Here is a 16,518-nt window from a genome sequence, read left to right as displayed (position 1 = left end):
CATCCTGTCCAACCGCATAGAGGGAGGCCGTTCAACCTATGAGACACGATGTGGGTGTCGATCTGTACAGAGGCGCGGCAGCAGCCAATCAAGCCCGATCCCGAATAAATCCGTTCGATCCCGTCGCTTTTTACCAATGGTTTGAACGCCATTGGGAACGCCTACAGTGGATCACCCTCCCCCTGCTGATGGTGTTGATGGTTGGCGTTTACAGCCTGGTGTATGCCACCGGTGGCATCAAGTATGTGTACTCCCATTCGATGTACCTGGTCATCCTGCTCGGCGGTTTTCTGCTCGGTGCGCGCGGTGGCCTTCTGATCGGTCTGCTGGCCGGTGTCGTTCTCGGCCCCTTCATGCCCATCGATGTCGCAACCGGGGAACCCCAGAAACTGTTCAATTGGTTGTATCGCACCGGTTTCTTTGGCCTGGCGGGGTTGCTGAGCGGTGTGGCACGGGATGGCACGCGCCACTACCTGGCGCATCTGAACTGGGCGCTACGCCACGACGCTGTAACCGGACTGTCCAACCGGCGGGCACTGATCGAATACCTGGAGGGGCTGCGAGACAGCCAACGGCAACGACTCGCTCTGACGGTGATATCGCTCGACAACGTCGCCGAAATGGAAGCGGCCCACGGACCGGACATCACCGACGAGATCATTCGACAAATGGCGTGTCGGCTGGGGCCCAAACTGAACCGGGGTCATTGCTGCTACCGCATCAATACCCATCAGGTGGCCGCTCTGATCGCCATCTCGACCGATGCCGATCTGGAACGTCGACTGGAGGATGTCACGGCGGAGTGCGGCGAACCCTATGCATTCGGCCAGATTCGCATTCATGGTGATATCCGCATTGGCTACGCCGATATCTCACAACTCGATGTCGAGCCGGAACAATACCTCCGACGTGCGGAAATGGCATTGCGCAACGCCTCGACGCTGTCTCAGCATCGGGTTCGGTTCACACCGGATCTGGACACGCTGCATACCCGGGAAAACCTTGAACTGCTGGGTGAATTGACCGCGGCGTTGTTGACCAACCAACTGGCACTGCATTACCAACCCAAGATCAATCTGGCCGATGGCCGCATCACCGGGGTGGAAGCCCTGATGCGCTGGAACCATCCGGAACGGGGCTTTATTCCGCCCGGCAAATTTATTCCCCGGGCCGAGCAGAGCACCCTGATCGACCGCTTGACCGCCTGGGCGCTGGATACGGCGCTGGCCCAGTTGGTGGCCTGGCGTCGAGACGGCCTGGAATTGACCGTGGCGGTCAATGTCTCGACTCACAACCTGATGCAGCCGAACTTCGTCGATAGCGTTGTGAATCTGTTGAAAAAGCACGACCTGCCCGGTCAACACCTGGAACTGGAAGTGACGGAAGGCGCCTTCATGATGGATCTGGATCACAGCATCGACAAACTGAAACGTCTGGCCGACCACGGCATTCAACTGTCCATCGACGACTTCGGCACGGGGTATTCTTCGCTTCGCTATTTGAACGATCTGCCGGTCTCGATCATCAAGATCGATCAGTCCTTTATTCGAACCCTGTCGCCCACCGGTCCCACAGCCCACATCGTCAATGCCTCGGTCACTCTGGCACACCAGCTGGGCAAGAAAGTCGTGGCCGAAGGGGTCGAGGACGCGGACGTCTATCGTTACCTGCGCGATATCGAGTGCGATATGGCCCAGGGGTATTTCATGCAACGCCCGGCCTCCGCCGACGACCTGTCACGGTGGTACCGCAGCGAACAGGGCGTTTTCAGGCTGGACCCTTGACCTCGCCTTACTCGTACCGCTTCAGCCAGACATCGACATCGGCCGGCGGCAGGGGTTTGGAAAAATAGTACCCCTGGATGGCATCGCACCCCATTTTCACCAGTTCGATCAGGGTCGCCTCGTCTTCGACACCTTCGGCGATGGTGGCCAGATCCAGGTTATGGGCCATCTTGATCGTCGATTCGACGATGATCCGATCGTGAGGGTCGAGCAACAAGTCGGCGACAAAGCTTTTATCCACTTTGAGCGCCTGGATCGGCAGCGATTTCAAATAGGCGAGCGACGAATAGCCCGTCCCGAAATCATCCACTTCCACCTGGATACCGATGGCCGCCAGCTCATTGATGATATCGACCGCACGCAGCGGATCCGACAGCAAGGTGCTCTCCGTCAGTTCCAGCACCAGGGCGGTGCCGGGCAGGCCGTGCTCGCGCAGCAGGCGTTCGATGTTGCGCGGCAGGTTTTGATCCAGCAACACCCGCGATGACAGGTTGACCGCGATATAGAGATCGGGCACGCGCCGGCGCCAGTTCGCGAGCGCGGCCAGCCCGGTATGCAACACGAATTCGGTGATGCGATGGATGCCCTGCCCCATTTCGGCGATCGGGATGAACTCGGCGGGTGACAAGGCTCCCAGTTCGGGATGTTGCCATCGCACCAGGGCTTCGAACCCCTTGGTGCGGCCGTCACTGGCGCTGATCACCGGCTGATAGGCGACCCAGAGGTGTCCCTCGCGCAGCCCCTGATCCAGTTCGGACAGGACCGCGATACGCTGCGGTGTATTCGCATCCAGGGCCGATTCGAACTCGACCAGGGAACGACCGGCATGCTTGGCGGCATACATGGCCACGTCGGCACACCGCAGCAATTCGTGACCGTCGTTGCCTTGGTCCGGATAGTGGGCAATGCCGATACTGGCTTCCACCTGCAACTGCAATGCATCGATCACGTAAGGCCGGCGCAGATGCTCGCTGATGTCTTCGGCCAGACGGCAAGCCTTCTCGGAACGAATGCGGGGCAGGAAGACCGCGAATTCGTCGCCACCGAGGCGGCAAATGCCCCAATTGTTGTCCCGATCGAGGGCCAACCGGACCCGGGGGCCGATCTCGCACAGCAGTCGATCGCCGAAATGGTGTCCGAGGCTGTCGTTGATTTCCTTGAACCGGTTCAGGTCGAACAGCAACAGACTGGCCGTCTGGCGTGGATCCTGTGCCAGTGACTCGCGGATCCACTCATGCAATTGAGCCCGGTTACCGAGATCCGTCAGGCTGTCGCGCATGGCCTGCTGACGCAATGTATGACGCTGCAGCAGGTTGTCAAAGGACAGACTGATGGTCTGCATCAGCAGAGACACGAACTCCTGATCGTCGTAAACCGGTTGGCTACACCCCAGTACCAACACCGCCAGGGGCGCGTCCCGGCCCAACAGCGGAAAATAAAGCCAGTGCCCGGTATCCCGGCGCCAATCGGATTGACCGCTGCGCAATGCCCGGGCGACGGCACCCCGGTGCTGTTGCGGCGCGCCGGTTGGCGCCGGGTTAGCCATCGAGTGCCAGCGATCCTGTTCCCGCTCGAAAAATGCGGCCTCGTGGATACCGCTCTGCCGGTACAGCTGACGACACGCCTCGTATAGAAAGTCGCCCAGGCTGGGCTGGCGCTCCAGTTCGGTCGCCAGCGCCACCAGATTACGCAGCCGCCCCTGTCGTTCATTCTGCAAGGCGTGTTGGGTACGCAGTTCCTGTTCGGCTCGAACCTGATCGGTGATGTCTTCGAAGGTCAACAAGACCCGTTCACTGAGATTCAACACCGTGGACACGGCGTAAACGGTGACTATGCGTGCCTCGCCATCGAGCCGATGAATATGCCATCGCTCCGGCGGCACCGGACCCTGTATGGAGTGGCGGATGTAATGCAGAAAGTGATAGAGCGAAGACCGGCCGTCCGGCTGCTGGCGGGGGAAGATGTCCTGTAATTCGATGCGCGCATCGTATGTCTCGGATATGAGCCCGAACAATTGCTGGGCGGCGCGATTCAGGTCCAGGATGCGCCCCTGAACATTGACCACCACCGAGGCTTGCACGGCCGTTTCGAAAAAGGCCCGATAGCGGCTTTCGCTTTCCTGTAATCGGTCTTCGAGCCCCAGTCGCTCGATTTCCGTCACAGCACGGTCCGAGTACAGCTCAAGCACCCGATCCAGAGTCCTGTCGCGTTCAATGGGATGATCGTGGCCCAGTGCCAGCACACCCAGCCATTCATGTTGTCGGTTGTTCAGTCGAATGGCCGTGACGTGGTGGATGTGCTCCAGCATGGTCCAGGTCTGGTCTTTCGAATCCAGATAGAGCTCGAGTGAGTCCTGCGCACCCAGCGGTTTGAAGATGCTTTGCGCAACCGGAATGCCGTACCGGGGCAGCAACAACCCGTCGCGCACAATGGCCAGGCATTCGAGATAACGTTCATGCTCCACCCGAAAGATGCCGACCTGACGTGCCCCGGTCAGGTGTGACAGGCGCCGGCACAGGTGTTCCAGAAATTCCTGGCCGGTGGCGATGGCGACGTCGGCGTTGAGTCGGGCCAACCGGGTGTCCAGATCCGCCAGATACTCCTGCTGCCGTTCCGGCGCGTTGGAATCGATCAGGCACCCGTAGCTGTGCAAACGGCCGTCCGGATCCCGCTCGAAAATCGAACGTTCCTCGACCAGGCGGTAGCCGTCTGTCGCGTGCAAGAGCCGATATCGCAGCGACACCATCGACAGCGTGGTCCGGCAGCGGTCGTACTCAACGCCCACGCGTACACGGTCATCGGGGTGGATCAATGCGAACAGGTGCCGTTCGGGGTATTCACCAACAAAGTCTTCGGTCGGGTAACCGGTGACCGTCAGCAAGGCGTCGTTGGCGTAGGACAACACCCACAGATCGGTTTGAACCCGTGACGGCATCGCCTCGTAGATCACAACGGGCAATCGATGGATCATGTCACCCAAAGTCGCGTGCAGACGGGGGATCGACACAGAGGGGGTATGGTTGGGGACCTTTGGCAAATCCGACATCCGGAACATTCGATGGCTGAAGCGCTGTCGTATCAGTCTAGTCGGCCCGGGCCGGAATGTCAGGATATTGAGCCGTCCGCCGGAAAGACCTGCGGGAAGCGAGCGTTCCCGGTAAAAAAGAGCGCGGCCCGAGGGCCGCGCCAAGAGGTTGCCTACCAAACGAGCAAACGAGGGTCGTATGCCAGGTGCTCCCCGCGTTTGGGGGAGCGATGAGGCCGCCGGAACGGCCTCGCCGGGCCCATCGCCAGGCGACGGGCCGGGTTCTTACAACCGTTCTTCGGTTTCGGGGTCGAAGAAAACGGCCTTACTCATGTTGAACAGCATTTCCATCATCTCGCCGGGCTTGCCGGCCTCGGTCGGGTGTACCCGGCACTCGCATTCCTGGTCGTTGATGCGAGCCAACACCAGGGTATCGGCCCCGGTCGGTTCGGTGACCTCGATCTTGACCGGCACCTTGGTGACAAAGGGCTCGGCTTCGACATGCGGCATGACATGGGTGATCTGCTCCGGACGGATGCCCAGGATCACCGTCTTGCCAAGGTATTGGCTGAGGTCAGCCTGCTTCGGATCGATCGGCAGCTGGAAGATACGGCCTTCCGAATCGACCTGCACGGCGTAGTTGCCTCCGCTCTCGGTGACTTCGCAGTTCAGGAAGTTCATCGAGGGCGAGCCCATGAAGCCGGCGACGAAAATGTTGGCCGGATCGTCGTAGACTTCCTGCGGTGTTCCGAATTGCTGCACAACACCGCCTTTCATCACGGCGATCCGGTCGGCCAGTGTCATCGCCTCGATCTGGTCGTGCGTTACATACACGATGGTGGTACCCAGACGCTGGTGCAGTTTCTTCATTTCGGTGCGCATTTCCACGCGCAGCTTGGCATCCAGGTTCGACAGCGGTTCGTCGAACAGATAGGTCTTGGGCCGACGTGCCAGGGCCCGCCCCATGGCCACCCGCTGACGCTGACCACCGGAGAGCTGGGAGGGTTTGCGATCGAGCAGAGGCTCGATCTGCAACAACTTGGCGACTCGGTGAACTTCCGCGTCGATCTCCTCTTTCGGCATCTTGCGGATTTCCAGACCGAAGGCGATGTTCTTGCGCACGTTCATGTTCGGATAGAGCGCGTAGCTCTGGAACACCATGGCGATGTCACGATCCTTGGGCGCGGCGTGGGTGACATCGTCCTTGCCGATGACGATGCGACCGTCCGTCACTTCTTCAAGACCGGCGATGCAATTCAGCAATGTTGATTTGCCGCAGCCGGACGGACCAACCAGGATGACGAATTCACCGTCCTGAATGCTCAGGTTGATGCCCTTCAGGATGTGGGTCTCGCCAAAACTTTTGTAGACGTTGTCGATATTCAGTTCAGCCATCTTGCGAACTCCAATTAACCTTTAACAGAACCGGCCGTCAGACCGCGTACGAAATATTTACCGGCCAGTACATAGACCAGAATGGTCGGCAGGGCGGCGATGATCGCACCGGCCATATCCACGTTGTAACGTTTCTCACCGGTGGCGCTGTTGACCAGGTTGTTCAGACCCACGGTCACCGGTTGCGAGTCGGGATCGGAGAAGACCACCCCGAACAGGAAGTCGTTCCAGATCTGGGTGAACTGCCAGATGACCGTGACCACCAGGATCGGCGCGGACAACGGCAGAATGATGCGGAAGAAAATCATCCAGAAACCGGCGCCGTCCAGCTTGGCCGCCTTGATCAGTTCATGCGGCAGGTTGACGTAATAGTTGCGGAAGAAGAGCGTGGTGAAGCTCACCCCGTACACAACGTGGGTCAACACCAGGCCTGGAATGGTGCCGGTCAGGCCCAACCAACCCAGCAACTGCGATTGCGGCAGCAGGATGGCCTGGAACGGCAGGAAGCACCCCAGCAACAGCGCGGCAAAGAACAACTCGCTGCCCCGGAATTTCCAGAAGCTCAATACATAGCCGTTCAACGCGCCCAACAACGTGGAGATCGCCACCGACGGAATCACCATGATGATGGAGTTGATGAAGTAAGGCCGCAGACCCAGTTCATCACGGGCGCCGATCTGGGCTTCATTCCAGGCGATTTTCCAGGCCTCGAAAGTGATCGCATCGGGCCATTCGATCAGTTGCCCCAGACGAATCTCGTCCATGGACCGCAGTGACGTCACAACCATGAGCGCCAGCGGCATCAGGTAATAGAGAGCGATAACAATCAGCACTCCATAGAGGATGGCCCGGCCGGTAATCGGCGAATAACGGGGATCGGTCGTTTTAGCCATTTTTCGGAGTCCTCAATTCGGAATACAGATAGGGCACCAGGATGGCGAGCACCGTCATCAGCATGATGATGGCCGAAGCCGCACCCATGCCGAGTTGGCCGCGCTGGAACGAAAACTGGTACATGAAAATGGCCGGTACGTCGGTCGAATTACCCGGCCCGCCTCCGGTGAGCGCGATGATCAGGTCGAAACTCTTGATCGCAATGTGCGCCAGCATGATGAATGCCGAGAAAAAGACCGGACGCATGGACGGAATGATGATGCGCGTGTAGACGGAGAAGAGACTGGCACCGTCCAACTGGGCCGCCTTGATGATCGAGGTGTCGATCCCGCGCAGACCGGCCAGGAAAATCGCCATGACAAAGCCGCTGGCCTGCCAGACCCCGGCGATGACAATGGTGTAGATCGCCATATTCGGGTCGATGATCCAGTCGAAGGTGAAACTGTCCCACCCCAGACTTCGTATGAATCGCTCAATGCCCACGGTCGGGTTCAACAGCCACTTCCAGACGGTACCGGTAACGATGAACGACAGCGCCATCGGGTACAGGTAAATCGTACGGAGTGCGCCCTCGGCCCGTATGTTCTGGTCCAGCAGGACCGCCATGATCAGACCGACGATCATGCAAATGGCAATGAACAGCACACCGAAGACAAGCAGGTTGGTCAGCGCGCCCATCCAGCGATCGTTCAGAAAGAGACGAACATACTGATCAAAACCGACAAATTCATATTGCGGCAGAATTCTGGACTTGGTGAATGACAACACCGCCGTCCAGATCACAAAGCCGTAAAAAAAGATCACCGTTATGGCGACCGTGGGCGAAACCACCAGCTTGGGCAGCCAGTAATCCAGCCCCTTTTTGTTTGATACCGACATACTATTCCCGTCCGTTCACTTAAGCAGATTGAAAAATAGTTCAACGCAGTGTTAGAGGAACTCTAGAACAAGTTTCTAAGTCTCGCTCCGGTTCCGCAGGCTGAAGAGCTGTTTTTCAAGCTGCCTGCCTGGAGAGCGACGGGTCGCGGAAGCGCGACCCCATCGCTGTCAGATCCGAGGGTGGCTCAACGAGCCACCCTGGGTTGCTTACTGGGCGGCGCGGATGGCGCGAGCCAGTCGAGTGGTCGCATCTTCGGCACTCATGTCGGAGTTGAAGAACTCAGTCACAGTGTCGTAGATGGCACCTTGTACCGTGGAAGTCGTGGACATGCCGTGGGCCATGGACGGTACCAGACCTTCGCCGGAATTGGCGGTCTGCTTGAAGGTGTCCATGGACGCCAGGGCGCAGCTGTCGAACGCGCTCATGTCCATATCGGTACGGGCCGGAATGGAACCCTTGTTCAGGTTGAAGGTTTCCTGGAATTCCGGAGACAGCACCAGTTCAGCCATTTTCATCTGCGCTTCGCTGTTGGAGGCAGTGCGCTGCTTGAACATGGCCAGCGAGTCGATGTTGAACGTGAACTCGCCCTGGGTGCCCGGGAACGGCAGACAGGCATAGTCTTCGCCCGGCGTCATGTTGGCGGCGGTGAATTCACCTTTCGCCCAGTCACCCATGAACTGCATGGCGGCTTCGCCACGAATGACCATGGACGTCGCCACGTTCCAGTCACGGCCCGGAGCACCGCGGTCGATGTAGTCTTTGACCTTTTTGAACTCACGGAATGCCTGGGTCATGGTGTCGCTTTCCAGGGCTTCGGCGTCGTGGTCGACGAAGACATCGGCAAAGAAGTCCGCGCCACCGACAGCCAGTACGATGCTTTCGAAGGTGGTCGCATCCTGCCACGGCTGACCGCCGTGAGCGATCGGCGTCACACCGGCGGCTTTCAACTGATCGGCCGCATCCCACAGTTCGTCCAGAGTGGTCGGCATTTCAACGCCGGCGTTTTCGAACACGTCCGGGTTGGCCCACATCCAGTTAACGCGGTGTACGTTCACGGGGGCGGCTACGTAATCGCCATCGTGTTTCATGACGTCCGATACAACCTCGGGCAGGACCTGATCCCAGTTGTTTTCGTTAGCCACGTCTTCCAGGCTTGCCAGGAAGCCGAGATCACCCCATTCCTGGATTTCCAGACCCTTGATCTGGGCTGCGGCCGGCGGGTTGCCGGAAACGGCGCGTGAGCGCAATACGGTATAGGCGTTTTCACCGCCACCACCGGCTACGGCGAAGTCTTTCCAGGTGTGGCCGGCGTCTTGAACCATTTCTTTGAGCACGGCGATGGAACGAGCTTCACCACCGGACGTCCACCAGTGCAGTACTTCCACTTCACCGGCTTGCGCGGTTGCGGCGACGGTGCCGCCCAATGCCATGGCCATCAGAGTTTTCTTAAACATCATTGCTCAGTCCTTCTCTTGTTGTTGTGACAGAGTCTCAAATTCGATCGAAACCCGGGTTTGTTATTCGGCGGCGCCAAGGACTGCGTTCTCCTGGTCACCGTTCCGTCCCCGAATCCCGTTTGGACAGTGCTTCGATGGAATTCGCTGATTCCAACGCTTTTCACTCTAGTCAGACCGACCGCCCCAAGCACGTCTCGAAGGGCAACCTAACGTAACAAAGCCTTACAGCCGCACAGCGCTGGCTGGCATGTTACTGTGTTACTTCCGGTGACGTTTGGTGGCTTGTCTCTGGTGGCTCGGTTGGTTTTCGTGGCTTTGGTCCGTGCCGGTTGGCGGGGTATTCTCCCTCGGGGTCGCCATAGACCCGTCCATGGGGGCTTGGCTTCGGCATCCATGCCTCAGACATCCCCGATGGAGAATACCCCGCCATCCGGCACTCGCTGTAGAATCCCGTACTCTGAAATCCAACGACTCCACACCAAACATCACCCGCAAAAGCGGTAAAGAGGACATTCTGGTTGAACCCCCTCTCCCGGTTGAATGAAAGAGGTCGGGTTTATTGGAGGCAAGGTTTTTGGAATGGCGGAGATCCGAGATCCGGGAGGATGGACAACGGCAAACCCATTGGCGAGCCGCTGATATTGTTCATCCAAAGGAGGGGGTAACACGAGAACGGTAACACTTTAGCCCGGACGGAGCCTGCCAATGTAACATCCTTGTTACGTTGGCCGGGCAACTATGTCCAGAAGGTTACACAGAGTTGGGCGACACTCTGCAAGCCTTCGATGTCGGCTTCGGTAAAGCCGTCCAGCTGATCGCTGTCGACATCGAGTACCGCCACCACCTCTTCGTCGACCAGAATGGGAACCACCACTTCGGAGCGGGACTGACTGCTGCAGGCAATATGGCCCGGGAAGGCATCGACATCAGGTACCCACTGGGTGGTCGCTTCCGACCAGGCCGCGCCGCATACACCTTGCCCGTAACCGATGCGGGTACAGGCAATGTCGCCCTGGAACGGCCCCAGAACCAGTTCGTCGCCCTGAACCTGATAGAAACCGACCCAGAAAAAGCCGAACGCCTGACGCAGTGCCGCAGCGAGGTTGGCGAGGTTCGCGGTACGATCCGGTTCGCCGCTGACCAGTCCCTTCAACTGCGGCAGGAGGTCGGCGTATTGTTGACGGTGATCGGCGCCGGGTTCGAGGGTCAGTGATTCAGCCAAGGTCGGAGGTTCCTTTGGTTCGTTGGGCCAGGGTCTTGTAGATAGCCTGGGCCTTTTCGGTTTGATGACGGGATTCGTACAGCCGTGCCAGGGCGAGCCCGATGGAGGCTCGATCGTCCTGTTGCCAGGCGTCGTTCAGATAGTCTTCGGCCTTGCCCCAGAGGGACTGGCGTTTACACAGGACACCCAGTGCCCAACTGAGCGTGGCGCTGCGCTGATGTCGGCCTTCCAGTTGCTCGGCCAGTTTCAGTGCCTGTTGGGCGTCGAACGGACAGTCGACCAGCAGTGCGACAAGTTCGTCGGCAGGCCGGCTGTCCAACGCCTTTTTCAACAGTTTGAACGCGTCGTCCAGCTTTTCGTGTCGAGCCAGACAACGCACTTCGGCGGCGACCAGCGCAGGCTGCTGACGAATCTTCCGGGGGATGGTCTTCAGCCGGGTAAAGTCCGGTTGATCGTTGTCGAGACATTGTTTGATCAGCGCCAAACCGGCCTCCTGTTGCCAGCGCTCCCGATCTGAAGGATTCAATGCCGGCGTTGCGCCGACGCTGATCAAGGCTTCTTCTGCCCGGCCGCCGTCGATCAGCGCCCGCCAGTAACGATGCCGCAATCGCTTGACCTCGAGCAATTCGGGGTGCCGGTCGATGCCGGCCAGGAATCCCGTTCGATCACCGGCCTGCCAGAGTTGATCCGCCTGCAGGGCCAGGCCGGCCACGGCCAGGTCGGGGTCGATTTCCATGAATCGGTTCAGCCGCTCTTCCCACTGGCCACTGTTCCGGGCCGGCAACAGCGTCAGCACACGCGGCAGCCGCTCGGAGCCACCGGCTTTGATCACCTTGTCCAGTGCCGTCAACGCGTTTTCGTCATCGCCTTGCAACCAGGCTTTAACCGCCTTTTCGGTTTCGACACGCGCCAGCTTGCGATCGCGCCGATCGCGATACTGCCGCGCCAGCCGAATCGGGTTGAGCCCCCGGGTGAGCCGCCAGACAAGCCAAATCGCCGCCAGGGTGACCACCAGGGCACCGAGAGCCGCCCACAGGGTGATTTCCACCATCCAGTTGCCCCAGGTGACCATGACGTAACCGGGGTGGCGCACCATGAAATGGGCCAGCACGCCGGCCGCCAGCAGCAGCACGAACCACAGCAGAACTTTCCAGACCATCCGGCTCATTCGGTGCCCTCCTGTTCAGCCGAGTCGGAGGGGTCCGAGTCGCTGTTTTCGGTTTCGGCCCGGGCCATGTAGTCCTCGAGCGCCCGAACACTGCCGTGGATATCCGGCCAGTCGGGATTGAGTCGGGTGTCGTGCAGGGCATTCAGTTCGTCGACGACAGGCTGCAACTTCAAGGTTTCACGCATCGGCTGCAAGTGGTCGAGTAATTGCCGCACCGCGGTATCGTACAGGGCCTGGTTGCCGGCGAGCAGCGCCAGCTGGGCTTGCTCGGCGAGCAGCAGGGCATGCTGTTGCCAACGGGCGAAATCGTCGAGCAGTGGAGGAGCCTGGTAAGCGGTATCGAGCCGGGTAATGGTGACCAGACTGCCGAGACTGTCCACGAAGGCCTTCCAGGCGGAATCCGGATCGGGCTGAACCTTGGGTGTCACCGCGTCTTCCGGTGTCCAGTCCAGCGCCGCCAGGGTTTCATGGACGGCATCCAGGCGGAAATAAAGACCGTTGATGTCCGGCGACTCGACCGACTGCAATGCCAGACGATCCTGCGCGATCTGCCGACGCACCGGCAACACGGCGGCCTGGGTCAGGCCGGCCAGGACCTGGTCGGCGGCGTTCAATAAGCGCAGCGCGACCTCGGCGTTCTGGTCGAGCTGCAGACGTCGCTCGGCCAGACGCAGGAGGGCGAGCGCTTCTTCCAGCGGCCAGCGATCGGCTTCCAGATCCTGTCGGCGGCTCAGGCGCTGGGCGGTTTCCACCAGCATTTCCTCTTGAGCGGCGAGTTCGCTGCGCAGTTGATCCTCCAGATTGGCTCGAGCCCGTTCGGATTGCCCCAGGCGGGATTGCAGGGTGTCCACTTGCTCGACCAGTTGTTCCTGGTTGCGGGTCAGGCTCTGCCAGTTCTGGTTCAAACGCCCCAGTTGTTGAACCCCCCAATAACCAGCCGCCACCAGGACCGCGAGCAATATCAGGCTGACCAACGGCCACAGCCAGGGGCGACGGGGCCCGCTTGAGCGACGACTGGTACGCCCGGGGCGCTTGGGCGGCGGCGGTGTCCGGGCTTCGCTTTCGGATGGGCTTGGTTGCGGTTTATCGGTGGATTCCACATGGTCCGCAACCGGCTCGGACTCGGTATCACGGGACGAATCCCCGTCGTTTTGGGTATCGACCCGGTCCGCGCCTTCCGGCGGGGTACCGGTTGACGGTTCGCTGTCCGGTTTTTGATCGTCTGGGTGAGTCATCGTCGTCCTGTCTCGAGCCTGTCGATGGTTGCACAGTGTAAGATGGAAGCTTGGCCGGCGTCACCTGCCGCCGTGTCGGGTTCGTTCGATTAACGCCTGACGGACTTGCTCCAGGGCCGCCCCCCGGGTACCCCGGCAATGGGGGATACCTTCGGCCACCGCCCAGTCGAGCAAACGCGGCGAGGTCAGCCACCATTGGCCCGGCCAGCTCCGCCAGTGCTGTGGGTTTTCGTGCATCAGGGCGGCGGCGAGTGTCTGGGAGCTGACCAGGATCGCCTCGGCGTCTTTACTGCGTTGAACCAGTTCCGAGAGGGCTTCCGCTTTGACCGAACGACGATAGAGGCGCAGTTCGGTGACCTCGGCACCGCGGTCGGACAGGGTTCGAGCAAAGGTGTCCCGGCCTCCCTCGCCCTTGACGACCAGCCATTTTTGTTCGGCGACGGCCTGTGTTTCAGGCAATTGAAGTACGGCTTCGGCGGTGTTATCCCGTTCGGGGAAATGAACCCGCAGACCCGCCTCCGTCAGCGGTGCGGCGGTGCCGCTGCCATTGCACAACCAATGAATGCCGATCGGTGGCATCGGCCAATACCGGTCGAGTGCCGCCACCAGCCCTTCGGCGGCTCGGGCGCTGACACAGATCACTCCCTGGAATTCATCCAGATTCAACCAGACCGTGCGCTGCTCCGGCGTCTCCCACTGCCATTCGAAATGCCAGGGGTCGATACAGATCGGCGTTGTATCCAGATCCGCCAGACCGGCGCGCCAACGCGCCCAGTCTTTCGCGGGTTTTGGTAACAGCAGCCGCATCAGTCCGCCAGTTGGTCGAGAATCTCGCCGGCACCCTGGGCGAGCAGATCTTCCGCCAGCGACAAACCCAGCTTGCGCGCGGCCGCGAGGTGCTCGGCCGAATCGCCCCCGAGCTCCGCCGTGCCCCGGCTCTTGAGCAGGCGGGAACCATCCGGCTCACCGACCCGCCCTTCCATGCTCAACCGGTTGCCATCCAAGATGGCGAAACCGGCGATGGGGACCTGGCAACTGCCTTCCAGACGGCGGTTCATGGCGCGTTCGGCCGTCACCCGGATCAGGGTTTGCTCGTGCATCAACGGCAACAGGCGCTGACGCACGGCCTCATCGCCGGCGCGTATTTCAATACCCACCGCACCCTGGCCGACGGCGGGCAAACTCAAATCGGTGTCCAGGGTATGCCGGATACGCTCTTCGAGTTTCAATCGACGCAGCCCGGCCGACGCCAGAACAATGGCATCGTATTCGCCGGCATCGAGCTTGCCGAGCCGGGTACCGACATTGCCGCGCAGGAAACGGATGGTCAGGTCCGGACGGGCCGCCAGTAGCTGGCTCTGTCGACGCAGGGAGGATGTGCCCACCACCGCGCCTTGCGGCAGATCGGTGACGTGTGCGTACTGGTTGGATACAAAGGCGTCCGTCGGATCCTCCCGCTCGCAGATAACGGCGAGTTCGAACCCCTCCGGCATCTCCATGGGTACATCCTTCATGGAATGCACCGCGATGTCGGCTTCGCCATCCGAAATGGCACGTTCCAGCTCCTTGATGAAGAGGCCCTTGCCGCCAACCTTGGCCAGCGGCAGGTCCAGAATCTGGTCGCCCTGGGTGGACAATTCGACCAATTCGATCGCGAGATCCGGGTGCAGTCGATTCAGGGCGCTTTGGACATATTCGGCTTGCCACAGGGCCAAAGGACTTTTACGGGTGGCGATGCGCAGTGTCTCGGACATGTAAGTCTATCGTTGCAAAATGATGAGGCCGGAGTGTAACACAGCTTGAAGCGGTTCATGGGGAGGCCGAAGACAGCCTCGTTTGCGGCCGGCGCAACCGAGACCAACGATTTGATACAGTTTGTTACACAAGCCTCAGCTACGCTGTCCGGATCGGATGCTCGCTCGATAGACACTACACGGACAGCGCCAACAACGATAAAAACGGCCTGGAGTCAGCAATGAACACACTCGCCAAAGTCACACAAGGCGCCCTGGTGGCGACCCTGTCATGTTTACCCATGAGTCTCTACGCCGGCAGCGTTGAGGTACTGCATTACTGGACCAGCGGCGGTGAAGCCCGTGCCGTTCAGGTATTGAAAGATCAAATGGAAGCGGACGGCCACAACTGGGTCGACTTCGTGGTCGAAGGCGGTGGCGGCGGCAACGCCATGGCTAGCCTGCAGGATCGCGTGTTGCGCGGCGACCCGCCCACTGCGGCGCAGATCAAGGGTCTCGACATCCAGCGCTGGGCCCGGCTGGGCTTCCTGCGGAACATCGACGGCTTGGCCGAGGAGCAGGGCTGGGACGGCCGACTGCCACCGGTCGTGGCCGAAGCCATGCAGTACAACGGCAACTACGTGGCGGTTCCTGTCAATGTGCACCGGACCAACTGGTTATGGGCCAACAAGCAGATTCTGGACAACGTCGGCGTAAGCGTGCCCCGCACCTGGGAGGAATTCGAGCAAACTGCGGAGCAGATTCGCCAGGCCGGCTATCAGGTCATCGCCCAGGGCAATCAGGACTGGCAACACGCTACCCTGTTCGAATCCGTCGCCCTGTCGGTGGGCGGCCCGGAGTTCTATCAGAACGCCTTTGTTGAGCACGATTTCGGCGCCATGAAAGGCGACACCATGGCCGCAGTCTTCGAACGCTATTATCGTCTGGTCGACGACATGAATTTGAACAATGGGGTTTCCGAATGGAACCAGGCCACCGCCCGGGTCATCAACGGCGAGGCCGCATTCCAGTTCATGGGCGACTGGGCCAAGGGTGAATTCGCCGCGGAAAACAAGCGGCCGGGTCAGGACTATCTGTGCGCACCGGTACCCGGAACCACCAACCAGTTTCTGTTCAATATCGACAGCTTCGCCATTTTCGAACTGCGCGAGCCGAGCCCGGCCGATTTGGAAGCCCAGAACGATCTGGTTCGCAACATCATGGATGACGATTTCCAGAAGACGTTCAACCAGAACAAGGGCTCGATTCCCGCCCGGACCGATATGTCCATGGCCGGGTTCGACCTTTGCGCGAACATCTCCATGTCGGAATTCATCGCCTCCGCCAACAACGATGCCCTGTTGCCGAGCATCGCCCACGGCATGGCCACGACCGGTACGGTTCAGGGGTACTTCTACGAGAAGATCGGGGAGTTGACCGCCAATCCGGAATCACCCAGCGATTCCGCCCGGGCACTGGCGAAAGCCATTCGCTACGGCCAGTATGTGATCAAATAACTCAACTTTCGGAGTTCGCCGAACTGACTAGCGGCAGATTCCGGGGATGCCCCTGTGGGGTAGTCCGCAGCAAGGATGCTGCGGTCTAGGCTCCATGGATGGATTGAGTGGGCGGCATTCCGCCCGACCCCACAGGGGCATGCCCGGTAGCCGGCGTGGGCCACTGCCTCACAGCCCGCACGAACTCCTAAACTTGAAAAATAAAACT

Annotated in this window: 12 protein-coding genes; 2 read left to right on the top strand and 10 right to left on the bottom strand. The window is 60.0% G+C overall.

Annotation, left to right across the window (positions count from 1 at the left end; genetic code table 11):
* The first annotated feature begins 38 nt into the window (after positions 1-38).
* Positions 39-1,784 carry a putative bifunctional diguanylate cyclase/phosphodiesterase gene (locus tag IE111_RS04635; RefSeq protein WP_189607334.1) on the top strand — a complete coding sequence of 582 codons (1,746 nt, stop codon included), beginning with the start codon at positions 39-41 and terminating at the stop codon, positions 1,782-1,784.
* Positions 1,785-1,791: 7 nt separating this feature from the next.
* On the opposite strand, the gene IE111_RS04630 is transcribed toward IE111_RS04635, so the two are convergent.
* The 10 genes from IE111_RS04630 to hemC all read right to left on the bottom strand — a co-directional run bounded on the left by IE111_RS04630 (position 1,792) and on the right by hemC (position 14,814).
* Positions 1,792-4,755 carry an EAL domain-containing protein gene (locus IE111_RS04630; RefSeq protein ID WP_189607333.1) on the bottom strand — a complete coding sequence of 988 codons (2,964 nt, stop codon included), beginning with the start codon at positions 4,753-4,755 and terminating at the stop codon, positions 1,792-1,794.
* Positions 4,756-5,094: 339 nt separating this feature from the next.
* The gene (locus IE111_RS04625; protein ID WP_189607332.1) at positions 5,095-6,204 is read right to left on the bottom strand and encodes an ABC transporter ATP-binding protein; all 1,110 of its coding nucleotides are present in this window, start codon (positions 6,202-6,204) and stop codon (positions 5,095-5,097) included.
* A 14-nt stretch (positions 6,205-6,218) separates the two neighbouring features.
* Positions 6,219-7,097, bottom strand: a complete 879-nt coding sequence (locus tag IE111_RS04620; protein WP_189607331.1) for a carbohydrate ABC transporter permease — start codon at positions 7,095-7,097, stop codon at positions 6,219-6,221.
* A complete protein-coding gene (locus tag IE111_RS04615) occupies positions 7,090-7,977 on the bottom strand; it encodes a carbohydrate ABC transporter permease (RefSeq protein WP_189607330.1) in 888 nt (295 codons plus the stop codon). The genes IE111_RS04620 and IE111_RS04615 overlap by 8 nt, the downstream gene beginning before the upstream one ends.
* Positions 7,978-8,184: 207 nt before the next feature.
* The gene (locus tag IE111_RS04610; RefSeq protein ID WP_229805256.1) at positions 8,185-9,432 is read right to left on the bottom strand and encodes an ABC transporter substrate-binding protein; all 1,248 of its coding nucleotides are present in this window, start codon (positions 9,430-9,432) and stop codon (positions 8,185-8,187) included.
* Between the two features lie 739 nt (positions 9,433-10,171).
* Complete coding sequence (msrC, locus tag IE111_RS04605; RefSeq protein WP_189607328.1) at positions 10,172-10,657, bottom strand: free L-methionine (R)-S-oxide reductase MsrC; 486 nt, start codon at positions 10,655-10,657, stop codon at positions 10,172-10,174.
* The gene (locus IE111_RS04600) at positions 10,650-11,825 is read right to left on the bottom strand and encodes a heme biosynthesis HemY N-terminal domain-containing protein (protein WP_189607327.1); all 1,176 of its coding nucleotides are present in this window, start codon (positions 11,823-11,825) and stop codon (positions 10,650-10,652) included. Before IE111_RS04600 ends, msrC begins: the two co-directional genes overlap by 8 nt.
* Positions 11,822-13,060 (bottom strand): uroporphyrinogen-III C-methyltransferase, encoded by a 1,239-nt coding sequence (locus IE111_RS04595; RefSeq protein WP_189607326.1) that lies wholly within the window; start codon positions 13,058-13,060, stop codon positions 11,822-11,824. The genes IE111_RS04600 and IE111_RS04595 overlap by 4 nt, the downstream gene beginning before the upstream one ends.
* Positions 13,061-13,120: 60 nt before the next feature.
* Positions 13,121-13,867 carry a uroporphyrinogen-III synthase gene (locus tag IE111_RS04590; protein WP_189607325.1) on the bottom strand — a complete coding sequence of 249 codons (747 nt, stop codon included), beginning with the start codon at positions 13,865-13,867 and terminating at the stop codon, positions 13,121-13,123.
* Positions 13,867-14,814 (bottom strand): hydroxymethylbilane synthase, encoded by a 948-nt coding sequence (hemC, locus tag IE111_RS04585; RefSeq protein WP_189607324.1) that lies wholly within the window; start codon positions 14,812-14,814, stop codon positions 13,867-13,869. The genes IE111_RS04590 and hemC overlap by 1 nt, the downstream gene beginning before the upstream one ends.
* Before the next feature lie 221 nt (positions 14,815-15,035).
* Between hemC and IE111_RS04580 the strand changes: the two genes are divergently transcribed.
* Positions 15,036-16,310 carry an ABC transporter substrate-binding protein gene (locus IE111_RS04580; protein ID WP_189607323.1) on the top strand — a complete coding sequence of 425 codons (1,275 nt, stop codon included), beginning with the start codon at positions 15,036-15,038 and terminating at the stop codon, positions 16,308-16,310.
* Positions 16,311-16,518 lie beyond the last annotated feature (208 nt).

It is taken from the genome of Saccharospirillum salsuginis, from assembly GCF_014651855.1.
In the GTDB taxonomy this organism is placed as follows: Bacteria; Pseudomonadota; Gammaproteobacteria; order Pseudomonadales; family Natronospirillaceae; genus Saccharospirillum; species Saccharospirillum salsuginis.
This window is presented reverse-complemented; position numbering and strand designations above follow the sequence as displayed.